At 63.0% G+C, this 17,771-nt stretch carries 13 protein-coding genes; 6 read left to right on the top strand and 7 right to left on the bottom strand.

What is annotated here, in order from left to right:
- Positions 1 to 211 (top strand): hypothetical protein (locus HV770_RS38210; RefSeq protein ID WP_217468616.1); only part of this gene is annotated, 211 nt, incomplete at its 5' end.
- A gap of 76 nt (positions 212 to 287) precedes the next feature.
- Here the strand turns inward: HV770_RS38210 and HV770_RS18900 are convergent.
- Positions 288 to 1,169 carry a trypsin-like peptidase domain-containing protein gene (locus HV770_RS18900; protein ID WP_175161946.1) on the bottom strand — a complete coding sequence of 294 codons (882 nt, stop codon included), beginning with the start codon at positions 1,167 to 1,169 and terminating at the stop codon, positions 288 to 290.
- A gap of 685 nt (positions 1,170 to 1,854) precedes the next feature.
- Entirely contained in the window at positions 1,855 to 2,046 is a 192-nt protein-coding gene (locus HV770_RS18895) for a rubredoxin (RefSeq protein ID WP_042327611.1), read from the bottom strand.
- Positions 2,047 to 2,371: 325 nt separating this feature from the next.
- Between HV770_RS18895 and HV770_RS18890 the strand changes: the two genes are divergently transcribed.
- The 5 genes from HV770_RS18890 to HV770_RS18870 all read left to right on the top strand — a co-directional run bounded on the left by HV770_RS18890 (position 2,372) and on the right by HV770_RS18870 (position 10,598).
- Positions 2,372 to 2,773, top strand: a complete 402-nt coding sequence (locus HV770_RS18890) for a DUF4399 domain-containing protein (protein ID WP_175161944.1) — start codon at positions 2,372 to 2,374, stop codon at positions 2,771 to 2,773.
- A gap of 260 nt (positions 2,774 to 3,033) precedes the next feature.
- Complete coding sequence (locus HV770_RS18885; protein ID WP_175161942.1) at positions 3,034 to 4,971, top strand: ATP-binding cassette domain-containing protein; 1,938 nt, start codon at positions 3,034 to 3,036, stop codon at positions 4,969 to 4,971.
- Between the two features lie 520 nt (positions 4,972 to 5,491).
- Positions 5,492 to 7,477 (top strand): DNA topoisomerase IV subunit B, encoded by a 1,986-nt coding sequence (locus tag HV770_RS18880; RefSeq protein ID WP_175161940.1) that lies wholly within the window; start codon positions 5,492 to 5,494, stop codon positions 7,475 to 7,477.
- Positions 7,478 to 7,552: 75 nt separating this feature from the next.
- Complete coding sequence (gene parC / locus HV770_RS18875; protein ID WP_121316888.1) at positions 7,553 to 9,874, top strand: DNA topoisomerase IV subunit A; 2,322 nt, start codon at positions 7,553 to 7,555, stop codon at positions 9,872 to 9,874.
- A gap of 265 nt (positions 9,875 to 10,139) precedes the next feature.
- Complete coding sequence (locus HV770_RS18870) at positions 10,140 to 10,598, top strand: CopD family protein (protein WP_121316889.1); 459 nt, start codon at positions 10,140 to 10,142, stop codon at positions 10,596 to 10,598.
- A gap of 142 nt (positions 10,599 to 10,740) precedes the next feature.
- Here the strand turns inward: HV770_RS18870 and HV770_RS18865 are convergent, their stop codons facing one another.
- The 5 genes from HV770_RS18865 to HV770_RS18845 form a co-directional block, all read right to left on the bottom strand.
- The gene (locus tag HV770_RS18865; protein ID WP_175161938.1) at positions 10,741 to 11,949 is read right to left on the bottom strand and encodes a chromate transporter; all 1,209 of its coding nucleotides are present in this window, start codon (positions 11,947 to 11,949) and stop codon (positions 10,741 to 10,743) included.
- Positions 11,950 to 12,091: 142 nt separating this feature from the next.
- The gene (locus tag HV770_RS18860; RefSeq protein WP_175161936.1) at positions 12,092 to 14,446 is read right to left on the bottom strand and encodes a bifunctional diguanylate cyclase/phosphodiesterase; all 2,355 of its coding nucleotides are present in this window, start codon (positions 14,444 to 14,446) and stop codon (positions 12,092 to 12,094) included.
- Positions 14,447 to 14,897: 451 nt separating this feature from the next.
- The gene (locus HV770_RS18855; protein ID WP_175161934.1) at positions 14,898 to 15,800 is read right to left on the bottom strand and encodes a PhzF family phenazine biosynthesis protein; all 903 of its coding nucleotides are present in this window, start codon (positions 15,798 to 15,800) and stop codon (positions 14,898 to 14,900) included.
- Positions 15,801 to 16,008: 208 nt separating this feature from the next.
- Positions 16,009 to 16,473: a RidA family protein gene (locus tag HV770_RS18850; protein ID WP_121316893.1), complete on the bottom strand. Its 465-nt coding sequence runs from the start codon at positions 16,471 to 16,473 to the stop codon at positions 16,009 to 16,011.
- Positions 16,474 to 16,525: 52 nt separating this feature from the next.
- Complete coding sequence (locus tag HV770_RS18845; protein WP_175161932.1) at positions 16,526 to 17,722, bottom strand: aminotransferase-like domain-containing protein; 1,197 nt, start codon at positions 17,720 to 17,722, stop codon at positions 16,526 to 16,528.
- Between the last annotated feature and the right edge of the window lie 49 nt (positions 17,723 to 17,771).

Genomic DNA, 17,771 nt, shown 5'->3' with positions numbered 1-17,771 from the left:
GTTTGTCTTGTCCGCTGCCCAGTTGACCCATCATGACGAATCACTCCCGTCGATCGATGTCTTCCAGGATACCGAACAATCCGCGCGTCGACAGACTTTTTCAACACAATCAAAGTACAGCGGCCATTCGCGCAGCGGTCGCGTGCGTCACGTGATTCGCCAAAGTAGCCGCTCGGAAAAGAACAATAGCTCAGCGTTGAACGTCCGATAAGCATCCGCCAGCCGATCCGCGGCTCGCATGCTTTACTACCGCGTTGGATGTGTAGGAACCACGGTAAAGCGGTGACTCATTCGGCGACTGCTTCTTTGAGCGTCGAAACGACCGCATCCATTGATACGCAGACGGTATATCCGGAATTAGAAATGTCAGTGTTGACCACGTCACCGCGATTGCTATGCCATTTCGTTTCGTAGGGGATGAATCTTGACACCAAGCCAATCACTCTGAAAAATCCATCTAGACAATGCTCTACAACAGGCCCGCCGCTGTTTCCCGGGTAGGCAGCACAATCTATAACGAAGGTCGACCGCACCGGATCAACCCCCGCGACTATGCCCTTCCGGATCAGTGGTTTTGAAAAATCATAGAATGTGCTGGTCCTTATACCAAGTGAAGTTGGGTATCCCAGCAAATAAACGTCACTCGCCAATGAAATCGAATGGAGCATGCCTGCTGCCTCAATATCAACTGACACTCCGACACCATTTCCATCCTGTATGCGTCTGACATAGGACTCTCCGATCAGCGCGGTCGGTCGTTTGACATCAGACTGCAGCTGCCTAAGCGGAGTGTCATGATCATGACCGTCGAGGGGTTGATTTGTACCGAGCAAAACAGCCGCAATGTCGAATTTGCCACTTCGCAAGATCTTCGCTTCACTCAAATCGACGTGGAAGATCAAAGGCGAAGTCTGATCCTTACTAGGGCTGTGACATGTAACAATCAGCGTTGTCCCATAAAGTTCATCATGCCGGTCGTAAAGAACATGCTTGGCAGTAACAAGATAGTTTGCTCCGTCAATTTTCAATCGGAAGCCCGATCCTGTCGATTTTCCTTCGTCGATGCTTAGCAGTACCGCGTAGGAAAGATTGTCGTGGGGTATGCGTTTAGGTATGGTTGGCCGAATTTTATTTATATCTTTACTCGGTTTTTTATTTGATTTTCCCATTTGTCTGTCTATATTTTCAATTTAAGTATTTATGCCGAGTTTAATCAGCGACCGGCAGCTCCGCAGTGAATGATACTTCATAACCACATTGGTTGACTCTGATGATTGAGGTAACTCGTATCCTCTCTTGGGCAGACCATGGTTGGCATTTAAAAATCGAAGACGCGAGTGTCCCACGGACTGATAAACGGGTAACTGAATTTGGCAAGCAAACGTCCGCTGTGGAGCCGCAGCAGCTGTTTGTGCGTCCACAAGAAGTTCTCGACCAAAGGCCGTAACTGGCCGGTTGTTGCCAGACGGGGCCGCCGAGCCGGGGGGGCTGCGAACAGTCGGCTGAGATGCTAGGACGAGATTTTTGTGTGCTACAGGTTTGCTACAGCAACGGTAGCAACCCATATCTGACAGGCTTTACGCCTGTCATTCCGCCCCCTGAACTACAGGGAGAGGACCGAACCGAAATGATCGCTGCAATCGCGCCGTCGAACAAGCCCGCGCGACTGGGCGAGTCCAAATTCGCCAGCGAGCGCAGAGTATATCAAACCCGTTCGGGCGCGAGGAGAGCCGCGCAGCCCGCCCAGAAAAGGAAACGGCCCAGCGGCATTTGCCTGCTGGGCCGTACGTATCACCGCGGATGTTTCACCGCAGGGGCGCATTCATTTCGCCGCGCCGAATGAATCGAGCCGGCTCAGAACTCCACCACCGCGAATTCCGCCTTGCTCACATCGCACAGCGGGCAGCGCCAGTCTTCCGGAATGGCGGCGAAACGCGTGCCCGGCGCGATGCCTTCTTCGGGCAGGCCTTCTTCCTCGTTGTAGATCCAGCCGCAAATCAGGCAGACCCAGCTCTTGTATTCAATCACTTCAATGACTTCGCTCACGACGTACTCTTCTCTAGTTCAATGCAAAGGCCCGCGTAGTCTGCCCCTTTTTTGGGCAGCGCGGCGACCCGCAATATTACCGGAATTTGTCAATCCGGCCGCGAACTACCGGTGCGGCGCCGCCGCAACGCGTCTGAGACATCTCCGACCCCACTGAACGGACCACACGAGCCACAGCGTGTATGCTCTGATCCGCAGCTATTCGATTGGACATGCGCGTGAGGCGTCTCGCACCGAATGCGACGATCGGTCCCATGCGATGGGGCATCGCCGTCGCCGGCAGCGTCCATGCAGGACTTTCGTTTCCCTGGTAAGGAGAACAACGATGTTGACGAACAAATGGTTGGCCGGTGCCGCTCTGGCGGGGTTGCTGGCGGTATCCGGCGCGGCGCAGGCCGCCGGCGTGTCCTTCGTGCAGCCGAAGGACGGAGCGACCGTCAGTAATCCCGTGCACGTCGTCTTCGGCGTGGAAGGCATGAAGATCGCGCCGGCCGGCACGGTGGCGGAAGGCACGGGCCACCACCATCTGCTGATCGACGGCAAGCCGCTGCCCAAGGGCGAAGTCATTCCGGCCAACGACAAGTCGCTGCACTTCGGCAAGGGCCAGACCGAAACCGATCTGACGCTGCCGCCGGGCGACCATACGCTGACGCTGCAATTCGGCGATGGCGCGCATCGCTCGTATGGGCCGGACATGAGCAAGACCATCACGGTGCACGTGAAGTAAGCCGCGTCGACCCAGCCCGCTGGACTCGCGCAGCGGTAACCGGCTGGCCGGTCGCGCCAGCCGTCCATCACGCGGCTTGTGCGGCCCGTCGCGCCAGGCCTTGCTGTGATTGAGCCGCCGAATCGCCCAGGCGTTTGCCGCCCGGCGCGCTTGTCTCCCGCGGGCGCCCAATCGGCCTATCTCTTCCGGCATACAGGCACCCGGCCGCGCGCCCGGTACAATGAGCAGTTCCGACTCATCGCTGTCTTCTCCAATTCTCCATGTCGCTTTATTCCATTACCGGCGCCCAATTGGCGTTCGGTCACGTCGCGTTGCTCGATCACGCGGATTTCTCTCTCGAAGCGGGTGAACGCGTTGGGCTGATCGGACGCAATGGCGCGGGCAAGTCGTCGCTGCTGAAGATCGTCGCCGACTTGGCGAAGCCCGACGACGGCCTCGTCTCGCGTCAACAGAATCTGACCACGGTCTACGTGCCGCAGGAACCCGAGTTCGACACCGACGACACCGTCTTCGAAGCGGTCGCCGCCGGCCTCACGCACGCCCGCGCGCTGCTCGACGAATACGACGTGGTCGCCAACCAGCTCGCCGACGAGCCGGAAGGCGCCGGGCACGACGCGCTGATGGCGCGCATGAACACGCTGCAATCGTCGCTGGATGCGGCGGACGCGTGGAACTGGAGCACCCGCGTGGCCACCACGCTGCAGCAGATCGGCCTGAACGGCGAGGCGCGAGTCGGCTCGCTGTCGGGCGGCATGCAAAAGCGCGTGGCGCTGGCGCGCGCGCTGGTCGTGCAGCCCGACGTGCTGCTGCTCGACGAGCCGACCAACCACCTCGACTTCGACGGCATCCGCTGGCTCGAAGAGCTGCTGGTCTCGCTGCGCGCGGGTCTGCTCTTCATCACCCACGACCGCGCGTTTCTCGACCGCGTCGCCACGCGCATCGTCGAACTGGATCGCGGGCGTCTGCTGTCGTATCCGGGTAATTTCTCGGCGTACCAGACGCGCAAGGCGCAGCAACTCGAAATCGAGCGCGTCGAAAACGACAAGGCCGACAAGCTGCTCGCGCAGGAAGAAGTGTGGATCCGCAAGGGCGTCGAAGCGCGCCGTACGCGCAGCGTCGGGCGGATCGCGCGCCTCGTGGAAATGCGCCAGCAGCACGCCGAGCGCCGCAACGTGCAGGGCAACGTCAAGCTCGACGTCGGCCAGGGCGAGAAGTCCGGCAAGATCGTCGCCGAGCTGACCGACGTGACCAAGCGCTACGGCCCGCGCACGGTGGTCGACAATTTCACGGCCACGGTGATGCGCGGCGACAAGATCGGCTTCGTCGGTCCGAACGGCGCGGGCAAGACTACGCTGCTGAAGATGATCCTCGGCGAACTGGCGCCCGACTCGGGCACGGTGCGTGTGGGCACCAACCTGCAGGTCGCGTATTTCGATCAGATGCGCGCGCAGCTCGATCTGGACAAGAGCCTTGCCGACACCATCAGCCCGGGCAGCGAATGGGTCGAAGTCAACGGCCAGAAGAAGCACGTGATGAGCTACCTCGGCGACTTCCTGTTCGCGCCGGAGCGCGCGCGTTCGCCGGTCAAGTCGCTCTCGGGCGGCGAGCGCAACCGGCTGTTGCTCGCGCGTCTGTTCGCGCGGCCGGCCAACGTGCTGGTGCTCGACGAACCGACCAACGACCTCGACATCCCCACGCTCGAACTGCTCGAAGAACTGCTCACTGAGTACGACGGCACGGTGCTGCTGGTCAGCCACGACCGCGCGTTTCTCGATAACGTGGCGACCTCGGTGATCGCGTCGGAAGGCGCGGGCAAGTGGCGCGAGTATGTCGGCGGCTTCACGGACTGGCAGCTCCAGCGCGACCGCTCGCAGCAGATGGCGTTGGATGCGCAGAAAGAGGCCGGCAAGGATGCGGCCAAAGGCCCGGCGCCGGCCAAAGACAATGCTGCGGGCCGCAATGCGCCGCGCGCGGCGAAGCTGTCGTTCAAGGAGCAGCGCGAGCTGGACGCGTTGCCGGAGAAGATCGCCGCGCTTGAAACCGAGCAGAAGACCATCGGCGCGCAGCTCGAAGACGGCTCGATCTTCGCAAAAGACGCGCAGGAAGGCACGCGTCTGACCGGGCGCTACGCAGCGATCGACGAAGAACTCCTGATCGCGCTCGAACGCTGGGACGAGCTGGAAAAGCGGCGTAAGTGAAGCAAAGGCCGCGCGGGCTCGGGGGGCTGCGCGGCGGAACGCGGCAGAGCGCGGCGACATAACGCGATGCGCTCCAGCGGGCGGTGCACTGCCTGGACGGCGCAACAGAAAGAAAGCGCGGCATAAGGGCCGCAGAAAATGCAGCTTGCGCGAGGCTCCGATAACCGTCACGCTTTGGCCACGGAACTGCCGTGCCGTGTGCTTCTGGTTGGTCCGTCGCGCGCGTGCCGCGCCTTATCCGGACGGCCAAGCCTGCGCATCGTGAATTGCCGCGGTTATCGAAATCAGTAAAATACCCCGCGAACAGGCTTCCCCCGTGTTCGCACCGGCGTGCTCATGCGCGATGAACGCCGTCGAGCGCGCCAACGGGAAGCCGCGCGACAAAACAGCTTGCCCGCACCGCGGGCACCCCACCTAACCCCGTTGTTTCGTTTTGCTTTTTTTGAAAACTCAACGCATTGTCCACGGACCTGTCCACAGGACCTGTGGACAACGATGAACCGACGCACCCGAGTCAACCATGTCTACGAAAAAGCCAAACGCCGCGTATAGCGAAGCGTCGATCAAGGTGTTGAAGGGCCTGGAGCCGGTCAAGCAACGGCCCGGGATGTATACCCGCACCGAGAATCCGCTGCACATCATTCAGGAAGTCATCGACAACGCGTCGGACGAGGCCCTCGGCGGCCACGGCCGGCAAATCACGGTCACGCTGCACGCGGACCATTCGGTGTCGGTCGAAGACGACGGTCGCGGCATTCCGTTCGGCCTGCATCCGGAAGAAGGCGTGCCGGTCGTCGAAATCGTTTTCACGCGCCTGCACGCAGGCGGCAAGTTCGACAAGGCCGCCGGCGGCGCGTACACGTTTTCGGGCGGCCTGCACGGCGTCGGCGTGTCGGTCACCAACGCGCTGTCCACGCGGCTGGACGTTACCGTATGGCGCGACGGCAAAGTCGCCGAACTGAGTTTTGCCCACGGCGACGTCGCAAAGCAACTCGAAGTGCGGCCCGCCACGAAAGGCGACAAAAAATCCGGCACGCGCGTCACCGCATGGGCCGATCCGAAATACTTCGACTCGCCGAACCTGCCGCTCGGCGAACTGCAACGCCTGCTGCGCTCGAAGGCGGTGCTGCTGCCGGGCGTCGAAGTCACGCTGATCAACGAGAAGACCGGCGAGCAGCAAAGCTGGAAATACGAAGACGGTCTGCGCGGCTATCTGCTCGAAGGCATGAACGGCAGCGATCTGCTGATCCCGCTGTTCGAAGGCGAGCGCTACGTCGAAAACTCGCGCGCGAGCGAAGAGACGTTCGCCGAGGGGGAGGGCGCCGCATGGGTCGTCGCGTGGAGCGAGGAAGGCACGCTGATGCGCGAGTCGTACGTCAACCTGATTCCGACGCCCGCGGGCGGCACGCACGAATCCGGTTTGCGCGACGGTCTATACCAGGCGGTCAAGAGCTTCGTCGAATTGCACAACCTGCAGCCGAAGGGCGTGAAGCTGCTCGCGGAAGACGTATTCGCGCGGGTGTCGTTCGTGCTGTCGGCGAAGGTGCTCGATCCGCAGTTTCAAGGGCAGATCAAGGAACGCCTGAATAGCCGCGATGCGGTCAAGCTGGTGTCGTCGTTCGCGCGGCCGGCGCTCGAGTTGTGGCTCAATCAGCACGTCGAGCACGGCAAGAAACTCGCGGACCTCGTCATCAAGCAGGCGCAGGCGCGCACGCGCGCAGGCCAGAAGGTCGAGAAGCGCAAGAGCTCGGGCGTAGCCGTGTTGCCGGGCAAGCTGACCGATTGTGAATCGACGGAAATCGGCCGCAACGAACTGTTCCTCGTCGAGGGCGACTCGGCGGGCGGCTCGGCGAAGATGGGCCGCGACAAGGAATACCAGGCGATCCTGCCGCTGCGCGGCAAGGTGCTGAACACGTGGGAAACCGAGCGTGACCGCCTGTTCGCGAACAACGAGGTGCACGACATCTCGGTGGCGATCGGCGTCGATCCGCATAGCCCGGATGAGAAGGTCGATCTGTCGAATCTGCGCTACGGCAAGATCTGCATTCTGTCGGACGCTGACGTCGACGGCTCGCACATCCAGGTGCTGCTGCTCACGCTGTTCTTCAAGCATTTCCCGCAACTGATCGAGCGCGGCCATGTGTGCGTCGCGCGGCCGCCGCTGTTCCGCGTGGACGCTCCCGCGCGCGGCAAGAAGCCGGCGCAGAAGCTCTACGCGCTCGACGAAGGCGAACTCGAAGCGATCCTCGACAAGCTGACCAAGGACGGCGTGCGCGAATCGCAATGGTCGATCAGCCGCTTCAAGGGTCTCGGCGAAATGAGCGCGGAACAACTGTGGGACACGACGATGAACCCCGACACGCGGCGCCTGCAGCCGGTCGCATTGGGCGATCTCGACTACGACGCCACGGTCGCGCGCATGACGATGCTGATGGGCAAGGGCGAAGCGGCGTCGCGCCGCAGCTGGCTCGAAGAAAAGGGCAACGAAGTGGAAGCGGACATCTGAGCGCAGGTTCTTTAATCTGCCCAGTGCTCTGGGTTCGCACGAAAACTTCAAGCCAAACACGGATACGGAATCTAGATGGACGACGATAACACTCTCGACCTTTTCAACGAGCCGGCGCCCCCCGAAGGCGACTTTCTGACGCTCGGCAACTATGCGGAGCGCGCATACCTCGAGTATGCGGTCAGCGTGGTCAAGGGCCGCGCGCTGCCGGACGTGTGCGACGGCCAGAAGCCGGTGCAGCGCCGCATCCTGTTCGCGATGAACGAGATGGGGCTCGCCGACAATGCGAAGCCGGTCAAGTCGGCGCGCGTGGTCGGCGACGTGCTCGGCAAGTATCACCCGCACGGCGACCAGTCCGCCTATGACGCGCTGGTGCGTCTCGCGCAGGACTTTTCGATGCGCTATCCGTTAATCGACGGCCAGGGCAACTTCGGCTCGCGCGACGGCGACGGCGCGGCGGCGATGCGTTACACGGAAGCGCGTCTCACGCCGATCGCGAAACTGCTGCTTGGCGAAATCGACCAGGGTACGGTCGATTTCATGTCGAACTACGACGGCTCGTTCCAGGAGCCGAAGACGCTGCCCGCGCGTTTGCCGTTCGTATTGCTGAACGGCGCGTCGGGTATCGCGGTGGGTCTGGCGACGGAAATTCCGTCGCACAATCTGCGCGAAGTCGCGGGCGCGGCAGTGGCGCTCATTCGCAATCCGAAGCTGTCGCATGCCGAGTTGATGCAGCACATTCCAGGTCCGGACTTCCCGGGCGGCGGCCAGATCATTTCGAGCGAAGCGGAAATCTCCGCGGCGTACGAAGCCGGCCGTGGCAGCCTGAAAGTGCGCGCGCGCTGGAAGATCGAAGAGCTCGCGCGCGGCCAGTGGCAACTCGTGATCACCGAACTGCCGCCGAATACGGCCGCGCAGAAGGTGCTCGAAGAAATCGAAGAGCAGACCAACCCGAAGATCAAGCTCGGCAAGAAGACGCTCACGCCGGAGCAGTTGCAGACCAAGCAGACCATGCTGGCGCTCCTCGACGCGGTGCGCGACGAATCCGGCAAGGACGCGCCGGTGCGCCTCGTGTTCGAGCCGAAGTCGAGCCGTATCGACCAGACTGAGTTCGTCAATTCGCTGCTCGCGCATACGAGCCTCGAATCGAATGCGTCGCTGAACATGGTGATGGTGGGCGGCGATGGCCGTCCGCGTCAGAAGGGTTTGAGCGAAATCCTGCACGAGTGGATCGCGTTCCGCTTCGCGACGGTCACGCGCCGCACGCGGCATCGCCTGTCGAAGGTCGACGACCGGATTCACATCCTCGAAGGCCGGATGATCGTCTTTTTGAATATCGACGAAGTCATCCGCATCATTCGCGAGTCGGACGAACCGAAGGTTGCGCTGATGGCCGCGTTCGGCTTGTCGGATCGCCAGGCCGAGGACATTCTTGAAATCCGTCTGCGTCAGTTGGCGCGGCTCGAAAAGATCAAGATCGAGAAGGAGCTGTCCGAACTGCGCGACGAGAAGGCCAAGCTCGAAGAGCTGCTCGGCAGCGAGTCGGCGATGAAGCGTCTGCTCATCAAGGAAATCGAAGCCGACGCGAAACAGTATGGCGACGAACGCCGCACGCTGATCCAGCAGGAAAAGCGCGCGACCTTCGAAGCGCGCGTGGTCGACGAACCGGTCACGGTGGTGGTGTCGCAGAGGGGTTGGGTGCGTGCGCTGAAGGGCCACGGTCTCGACGCGGCAGGCTTCACGTTCAAGGCAGGCGACGGGCTCTATGCGGCCTTCCAGTGCCGCACCCCCGACACGCTGGTCGCGTGGGGCAGCAACGGCCGTGTCTATTCCGTGGCGGTGGCGCTGCTGCCGGGCGGGCGTGGCGACGGCGTGCCGGTCACGTCGCTGATCGAACTGGAGTCGGGCAGCCACCTGATGCATTACTACGCGGCGTCCGCGGACCAGGCGTTGCTGCTCGCATCGAGCAACGGTTTCGGCTTCGTCGCGAAGGTCGGCGACATGGTGAGCCGCGTGAAGGCGGGCAAGTCGTTCATGACGATCGACGCCGGCGCCGCGCCGCTCGCGCCGATGCCGATGCTGCCGGATGCGACGCACATCGCGTGTCTGTCGTCGGGCGGGCGTCTGCTGGTGTTCGCGCTCGACGAGATGAAGACCCTCTCGGGCGGGGGGCGCGGCGTCACGCTAATGGCGCTCGACGACAACGAAACGCTGCTCCAGGCGCTGGCGATCAACCATGCGGGTGTGGTGCTGATCGGTACGCGCCGTGGCGGCCGCATGGACGAAGAGAAGCTCGGCCCTGCCGCGCTCGCGCCGCATGTCGGCAAGCGCGCGCGTAAGGGACGCGCGCCGGAGAGCAAGATGAAGCTCGACGGTATGCGTCCGGTGCTGGCTTGATGAAGTTTGACGTTTAAACACGGCGGGCGTCTGCTAGCATGCAGGCGCCCGCCGTGCGCAGTAAAAAAGTGCGTGCGAAGTAGCAAGGTCGGGGAGCGGCGTCGTCGCGGCACCGGGCGCGCTGCAATAACAACTACAAAATCGACGGCAAAGCCTCGGGCGTGCGGAACTGCGTGCATGACGCGCGGTCGAACGCGCTCAGTGGCCGCTGCGAGTACCAATCGTCCTAAGCGGTGCGGTGTCGTCGTCGGGAGAGGAAAACTACATGAACAAAGCTATCGAACTCGCACTCTTTCTGCATCTGCTCGCGGTCGCGGTGTGGGTAGGCGGGATGATCTTCGCGCATTTCTGTCTGCGTCCGGCCATTGCCGATCTGTCGCCGCAATTGCGCTTGCCGTTGTGGGAGTCGGTGTTCGGCCGCTTCTTCAATTGGGTCGCCGCCGCCGTGCTGGTGATTCTCCTGACCGGTGGCTTTCTGCTCATGCAGTTCGGCGGCGGTCACGCCACGTGGCCGTTGCATGCTATGGCGGGCCTCGGCATCGTGATGATGCTGATCTTCGGCCACATCCGCTTTGCCGTTTTCCCGCGCATTCGCCGCGCGGTGCAGGCGCAGAAATGGCCGGACGGCGCGCAAGCGGTGGGCACGGTACGACGTCTGGTGTTGATCAATATCGTGCTCGGCGTCGTGACGATCGGCGTCGCGGTGTTGTCGCGCGGGTTCTGAGGGCAGGGCTTGCCGGGGCGGTCGCGATGGTCGCTTCGGCTGTCGCTTCGCTTGTGGCGTCGCGGATCACTTCGTTGGTAACCTCGTCGATCACCTCGACCGCCACGCTCTTTATCTCCACCGCCGCTGCCGCCGCTGCTGCTCAAGGCAGCGTGTCATAAGCCAGCCACAACCCGCACACCACCGCCACCGTTGCATACACCACGTACACCGGCACCTTGAGCTTCGCGAAGCACATGCCGGAGAACAGCGCGGTCAGCAGATAGACCGGTTTGAACGGCACATGCGCGGCAATGCGCAGCACGGCGACGGCGAGAAACGCAGTCGTGGCCGCGCGCAGAATCCGCATGCCATGCTCGAAGCGCGGATTCGTCTTCAACTGATGCAGATGCCGCTGCGCGAGCACGACGAGGCAGCCCGACGGCACGAATAGCGCGAGCGTCGCAATCAGCGCACCCACCCAGCCGTCCACCAGATAGCCAAAGAACGGTACGACGTTCAACAGCGGTCCCGGCGATAACGGCGACAGCGAAAACGCCAGCGTGAAGTCGTTATCCGATACGCCGATCGCCGGCGTGACGAACAGCGTCTTGAGAACCGGCAGCGCCGAGAAGCCGCCGCCGAACAGCGTCATCCCGGCGCCGGCGAGGCGCGGCCACAACAGCGCCAGTTCGTAGCGATGCGGCAGCGGTAGCGCGAACAGCGCAAGCAGCACGCACAAGGCGGCCAGCATCTGCCAGTCGCCGCGCCTGAGCGACACGACGAGGCGCGCGTTGCGCACCGGGCTCACGGCCCAGCCCGCGCCGAAAGCCGCCGCGAGCATCGCCACATAAGCGGCGGGACTGCGTGCATAGACGAGCGCCACGCAGCCGAGCACCGCCGCGATCCATTCGAGCCTGCCGCGCACCAGTGCGCGCGTCTGCTTATACCAGGTGAGCGCGATCAGCGTGGCGAGCACGACGCTGAAATGATTGAGCAAAGTTTGCGAAGCCGCGGCGCGCACGAGCGGCGTGCGGTAGAAGATCGCGAACAGCGTCATCAGCATGAAGAAGGGCAGCACGCTGGCGATGCCCGCGACCCACGCGCCGGCGCGTCCGCGCAGCGCATGCCCCAGTTGCACGGCGACGTTGCAGCCCACGGGCCCCGGCACCATCCACGCGAGCGCGATCAGATCGGAGAAGGCGACGCGCGAGAGTCGTTGCTCGCGTTCGACGTAGTGGTGTTCGAGTTGCGCCATCAGCGCGAGGCCACCCCACGACAACGCCGACAGGGCAAACACGACCCTGAACAGCGTCCATAGCGGTTCCCGTTCCCCTCGTTTGACTGCATCCTGGCTCATGATCGTCTGCATGGCGCCGCGGACGTCCGGCTCGCGGGCGCCCGTCCCTTAGGATCATCGTTGTATGAGGCGACGCGCTGCGGCGTCGTAGCTCACTGTGAATGTAGCCCGTTTTTCGACGCCGCGGTGCGCCGTGGCATTGCGGCCAGCGTGCTCATTCGTTGGTGCTGGACACGCTGCTTGTGTCGTCGGTTTCCTGCGCGTCGCGGCGTCCAGTCATTCCGCATACGCCGAAGCGGTCGAGCAGCGCGGGGATCGCCTCGACCGGGACCGGGCGCGAGAACAGGAAGCCTTGCGCCTCGATATGACCGAGCGCGGCGAGCCAGGCGATCTGCTCTTCGGTCTCGGTGCCTTCGACCACCACCGTGAGCCCCAGCGAGCGCGCCAGATTGACGATCGCGGTGACCATCACGCAGACGCTGCGGTCGCCGGGAATGGCCTGGACGAACGAACGGTCCACTTTCAGCGTGTCCACCGAGAAGCGATTCAGATAGGACAGCGACGAATAGCCGGTGCCGAAGTCGTCGAGCGCGATGCGCACACCGAGGCGCTTCAACGCGAAGATCTTCTCCGACACGAGTTCGGGATATTCCATCATCGCCGTCTCGGTGATTTCGAGTTCGAGGCGGCGCGCGGAAATGCCGGTTTCCTCGATCGCTTGCGAGACGGTTTCGTACAGGTCGCCACGCCAGAACTGCACCGCCGAGATGTTCACCGCGAGCGACAGCGTGTCGTAGCCCTGCTGCTGCCAGAGCGCCAGTTGCCGGCAGGCGGTCTCGATCACGAAGTCGCCGATCGGCACGATCAGGCCGGTCGATTCGGCGACTGGAATGAAATCGTTGGCCGGAATCAAACCGTGCTGCGGATGGTTCCAGCGCACCAGCGCTTCGAAACCGGTGATGCAGCGGCGCATCAGATCGATCTTCGGCTGATAGGCGAGAAACAGTTGCCCTTCGGCGAGCGCCACGCGCAACTGCTGCTCCCACTTCATCAAATGATCCGCGCGATGCGACAGGTGCGGCGAATAGAACTGATAGCAGTTCTTACCCGCGTCCTTCGCGCTGTACATCGCGAGGTCGGCCTTCTTCAGCAGGTCGATTTCGCTCTCGTTGGCCACCGAATACAGCGCGATGCCGATGCTCGCATGCAGCACGAACGAACTGCCACGTACTTCGAAGGGTTTCGCGAACGCGTCGGCGGCAGCTTCGGCCAGCGCGACCGCGCGCTTCTCGACGTCGTCGCCCTTGATCACGACGACGAACTCGTCGCCGCCGATGCGGCTCAGCGCGCCGTCCTCGCCGACTGCGGACGCGAGCCGCGAGGCCGTCATCTGCAGCACGATGTCGCCGGCGTTGTGGCCGAGCGTGTCGTTGACGGTCTTGAAGTTGTCGAGGTCGATGAACAGAATCGCGAGGCGCCCGAGGTTGGCCGGCTGCGCCACGTCGTGTCGCAGCGTTTGCAGCGTCGCATAGCGGTTGCGCAGGCCGGTGAGCAGATCGTATTCGACCAGATGCGTCATCTCTCGCTCGCGGCCGAGCAGCTTGCCGATCAACCCGGTCGCGACGGCGAAGAAACTCAGCATCGCGAGTGAGATGAAGCCCGCCATCATCAGATAGACGTTGCGGGTGTGGTTGTAGTCCGCGAATTCTTCGGCTTGCGAGAGACCCACCAGTACGCCGAGCGGATAACCGTCGATGTGCCGGTACGACACGATACGCGTGACGTTGTCGATCGAATCGACATAGGTGCCCGACACATGCTCCGAGGTTGGATAAGTGCCGCTCGCCGAGAACGCGCCGTTCGTGCTGTTGGCACTGCCGGTGCGCCGCGCGAGCACGGCGCCGTTGTCCGAGATCACGGCGATCACGCCTTCATGACCGATCGCCGCGTTGTTGTAAAAGTCGCTGGTGAAATAGCTGGGGTCTTCGGAGACCACGACGACGCCCGCGAACGAACCATCCGGATGATTCAGACGGCGCGTCATCTGCAAGGTCCAGTGACCGGAGATGCGGCCGAGCACGGGCTTGCTGATAAACAGCTGGTCGTCGTTCTCGTGCTCGTGGACCTTGAAGTGCTCGCGATCGGACAGATCGATGCGTTTAGGATTGAGTTCGGCCGTGTTGGCGTTCAGCTTGCCGTGTTCGTCGATCAACGACACCTGCACCAGAGTTTCGCTTTGCACGACACCTTTCTCTACCGTGCTGGCGAGATCGAAATGATCCGGCGTTTTCTCGAACTCGTATTTGACGAAGCGGGTGATCTGATCGACCTGGTGAATCGCCTTGATCGTATGCTGCTCCAACGCCGCGGAGAGAATCGCAGCGGAGGCCATGGTTTCGCGATACGTCGCTTCCTTCTCGACCGACAGACGCGCGAAGATCACGGCCCAAAGCAGAATCAGGACCAGCACGCCGAGCGCGGGGATGACGAGCAGAGCGCGCCGGCGCGAGACGGCGGGATCACGGGGAGGCTTGGCTTCGCGCGGCTCCGAGAAGCGGGATTGGCTCATCGTGCGGCCCGTGCCTGAGTGCCGACCGACTGCAAACACGCGAGCATCGACTGCGCTGATTTCATGGATGGCTGCATGGTGACCAAGGTGCCGGAACTGCTGCGCAGGAGAAGGCGTGGTGCCGTGCCTGACCTGACCGACCACAGGTCAGCGGGGTACGTTTCGATATTACTTAATGCCACTGGATTAAGGAAGCGTCCGGGCATCGGGTATACGCTGCCGCGGCGCGCGGTGCGGTTCCGCTGATTTTGCAAGGGGAGCGGCGAGCCTTGCGGCTGCGGCTTCGTGATGGTTTGGACAGTTTCATCGGAATCGGTGTTCAGGTGTGCCAGGTCTCTGAGGGGCCGCTCGTCGCAATGCAGTGTGCATCAATCGTTAAAACCATGCGGCGCTTGTGGTCAAGCACGCAAGCTGGGGCGCGCCGCGTTCGAGCCGGTTCAGCGCGTGTCGCTCACGGCAAGCGGAACGTACCATCGACGATCGTCACCGACGAGCCGCCGATCCACGTCTTGCCACGCGCATCGTCGTAATGCACCGAAACCTGACCGGCGCGGCCCAGCGCGGTGCCCTGGCGCGCCGAATAGCGCGTGCCCGGACGACGTTGCTGCGCGCTTAACAGGCCGGCCAGCGCGGCGTTGGCGCTGCCGGTCACCGGGTCTTCACCGGTGCCGAAACCGCCGCCGGCCATCAGGCAGCGCACCTCGAAAGTGGCGGGGCCGCCGGCGTCATGAGGGCCGTACGCCGCGAGTCCGTGCGTGTCGACCGAATGCACGAGTTCAGCGAGTGCGGCGGCGTCCGGGTCGAGCGCGAGACAATCGTGCGCCGAATTCAAACGCACCACGAGCCATGGTGCGCCGTTGTCGACCGCGCAGGGCGTCGCGCTGAAATCGATCGCATCACTACGTAAAGCCGTGGCGAGTTCGGCATGGCGATGCGCGGCGAGCGGTGTGACCCGCGCGGGCGGCGCGGCGAATGCCCATGCGTTTTGTGTCGTCTCGTCCGGCCCGCTCAATGCTTCGAGTTCGACGAGTCCCACGCCGCATTGCTGAACCAGCTTGCCGGCCTGCTTCGGCTGATAGCCGCTTTCGCGTAGCGCGTGCGCGGTGCCTAGCGTCGGATGGCCCGCAAACGGCAATTCGCCATGCGTCGTGAAGATTCGCACGCGATAGTCGGCGGCCGGGTCGGTCGGTTGCAACAGGAAGGTGGTTTCGGACAGATTGGTCCAGTGGGCGATGGCCTGCATCTGATCCGCATCGAGCCCATCGGCGTCGAATATGACAGCGAGCGGATTGCCTTTGAACGGCACCGACGTGAACACGTCGACCTGTTTGAAACGGACGGTATGGGCGGGCATGGCGTGGTCCAGCGAATCAAACGATTGAGTAAGGTTCGCGGATTCTATCCGCTGGCGCGGCAACGATCCACCTTTGCACAAATGCAAAACGCGCCGTGGGTGACAGGCACCTCGCGACGCGTTCTGAACGGACTACCCGGCGAACGCCGGCTTATGCCCGCTGGATTGCCGCGGCGGCTTTCGCCGCGCGGCTGCTCATGCGTATTCGTTACTCGACTTCAGCGATCATCTCGATCTCGACGCACGCGCCGAGCGGAATCTGCGCGACGCCGAATGCCGAGCGCGCGTGCTTGCCGCGCTCGCCGAACACGTCGGCGACCAGTTCGGACGCGCCGTTGGTGACCAGATGCTGTTCGGTGAACTCGGGCGTCGAGTTGACGAGACTCATCAGCTTGACGATGCGCGTCACGCGGTTCAGATCGCCCACGTGCGCATGCAGCGTGGCGAGCAGGTCGATGGCGATCGAGCGCGCGGCGGCCTTGCCTTCGTCGGTGCCGAGCGTGGCGCCGAGCTTGCCCGTCCACACCTTGCCGTCTTTCTTCGCGATGTGGCCGGACAGGTACACCGTGTTGCCGCTTTGTGCGCTCATCACATACGCGGCTGCCGGTGCGCCGGCGACCGGCAGTTCGATGCCCAATTCCTTCAGCTTGTCGTACACATTCGTTTGAGCCATGGTGTCCTCGATCAGTAGTGGAATTTGCTCACGCGGGCCGCGCCGCGTGTGCTCAGAGCTTCGCGCGGATCAGCGCGCCGAGGCGCCCGATGCCTTCGTCGATCTTTGCCGGCGGCACCGTGACGAACGACAGACGCAGCGTGTTGTGTTGCGCTTCGTTCGCGAAGAACGGACCACCCGGCACGAACGCGACGTTCTGCGCGACGGCTTCTTCGAGCAGCTTCATGCTGTCGATCTGCGCGGGCAGATTCACCCAGATGAACATGCCGCCTTCCGGACGGTTCCAGCTCACGCCTGCGGGCATGTTGCGCTCGAGCGCGGACAGCATCGCGTCGCACTGGTTGCGATACAGCTCGCGGATGGTCGGCACGTGCGTGTCGAGGAAACCGTCCTTGATCACTTCGTGCACGATGCGCTGCGTGAAGCTCGGCGTGTGCAGATCGGTGGCCTGCTTCGCCTGCACGAGTTTGAAGATCAATTCCTCGGGCGCGATGATGAAGCCGACCCGCAGGCCCGGCGCGAGCACCTTCGAGAACGAGCCGAGATAGACGATGTGTTCCGGCGCCATCGACAGCATGGTGGGCAGCGGTTCGCCCGCGTAGTCGAGCGCGCCGTACGGATCGTCTTCGATCACCGGGAACGGCGCGGTCTTCGCGAACTCGGCGAGCGCGCGGCGGCGCTCGATCGGCAGGCGGCGGCCGGTCGGATTCTGGAAGTTCGGCTGCGCGTACAGCAGACGCGCGCCCTTTGTCAGTTCCGCCGTGAGCGCTTCGGGGATCAGGCCTTGTTCGTCGGTGGCCACCTGCACGTAGCTCGGCTCGTACATCGAGAACGATTGCAGCGCGCCGAGGTAGGTCGGCGTTTCGACCAGCACCGGGCTGTTCGGGCACACCAGCACTTTGCCGAGCAGGTCGAGCGCCTGCTGCGAGCCGGTGGTGATCAGGACCTGGCTCGCACGAATCTGTGCGCCGTTGACCGAATAGCGCTGCGCGATCCATTCACGCAGCGGCGCGTAGCCTTCGGTCGCGCTGTATTGCAGCGCCGCGGCGGGCGTGTCGCGCAGAATGCGGTCGGAGGCTTCGCGCATGCGCTCGGCCGGGAAGGTGGCCGGCGAAGGCAGGCCGCCGGCGAACGAAATGACTTCGGGCCGCTCCGTGACCTTCAGGATCTCGCGGATCGCGGAGCTCGTGAGCTTGCGCGCGCGTTCGGACAATTGCCACGTCGGGGCTTTCAGGTCGCTTTGGTCCATGCTCTCCTCTGCTTGGTATTTCTGGAACCGGTCAAGACTTCAATTATCG

Source organism: Paraburkholderia fynbosensis (assembly GCF_902859935.1).
GTDB classification, from domain to species: domain Bacteria; phylum Pseudomonadota; class Gammaproteobacteria; order Burkholderiales; family Burkholderiaceae; genus Paraburkholderia; species Paraburkholderia fynbosensis.
This window is presented reverse-complemented; position numbering and strand designations above follow the sequence as displayed.

What these genes read in the sequence shown, in the direction of transcription:
- HV770_RS18900 (WP_175161946.1), bottom strand. Translation starts at nt 1,169, where the DNA reads ATGGGAAAATCAAATAAAAAACCGAGTAAAGATATAAATAAAATTCGG.
- HV770_RS18890 (WP_175161944.1), top strand. Translation starts at nt 2,372, where the DNA reads ATGTTGACGAACAAATGGTTGGCCGGTGCCGCTCTGGCGGGGTTGCTG.
- HV770_RS18885 (WP_175161942.1), top strand. Translation starts at nt 3,034, where the DNA reads ATGTCGCTTTATTCCATTACCGGCGCCCAATTGGCGTTCGGTCACGTC.
- HV770_RS18880 (WP_175161940.1), top strand. Translation starts at nt 5,492, where the DNA reads ATGTCTACGAAAAAGCCAAACGCCGCGTATAGCGAAGCGTCGATCAAG.
- parC (WP_121316888.1), top strand. Translation starts at nt 7,553, where the DNA reads ATGGACGACGATAACACTCTCGACCTTTTCAACGAGCCGGCGCCCCCC.
- HV770_RS18870 (WP_121316889.1), top strand. Translation starts at nt 10,140, where the DNA reads ATGAACAAAGCTATCGAACTCGCACTCTTTCTGCATCTGCTCGCGGTC.
- HV770_RS18865 (WP_175161938.1), bottom strand. Translation starts at nt 11,949, where the DNA reads ATGCAGACGATCATGAGCCAGGATGCAGTCAAACGAGGGGAACGGGAA.
- HV770_RS18860 (WP_175161936.1), bottom strand. Translation starts at nt 14,446, where the DNA reads ATGAGCCAATCCCGCTTCTCGGAGCCGCGCGAAGCCAAGCCTCCCCGT.
- HV770_RS18855 (WP_175161934.1), bottom strand. Translation starts at nt 15,800, where the DNA reads ATGCCCGCCCATACCGTCCGTTTCAAACAGGTCGACGTGTTCACGTCG.
- HV770_RS18850 (WP_121316893.1), bottom strand. Translation starts at nt 16,473, where the DNA reads ATGGCTCAAACGAATGTGTACGACAAGCTGAAGGAATTGGGCATCGAA.
- HV770_RS18845 (WP_175161932.1), bottom strand. Translation starts at nt 17,722, where the DNA reads ATGGACCAAAGCGACCTGAAAGCCCCGACGTGGCAATTGTCCGAACGC.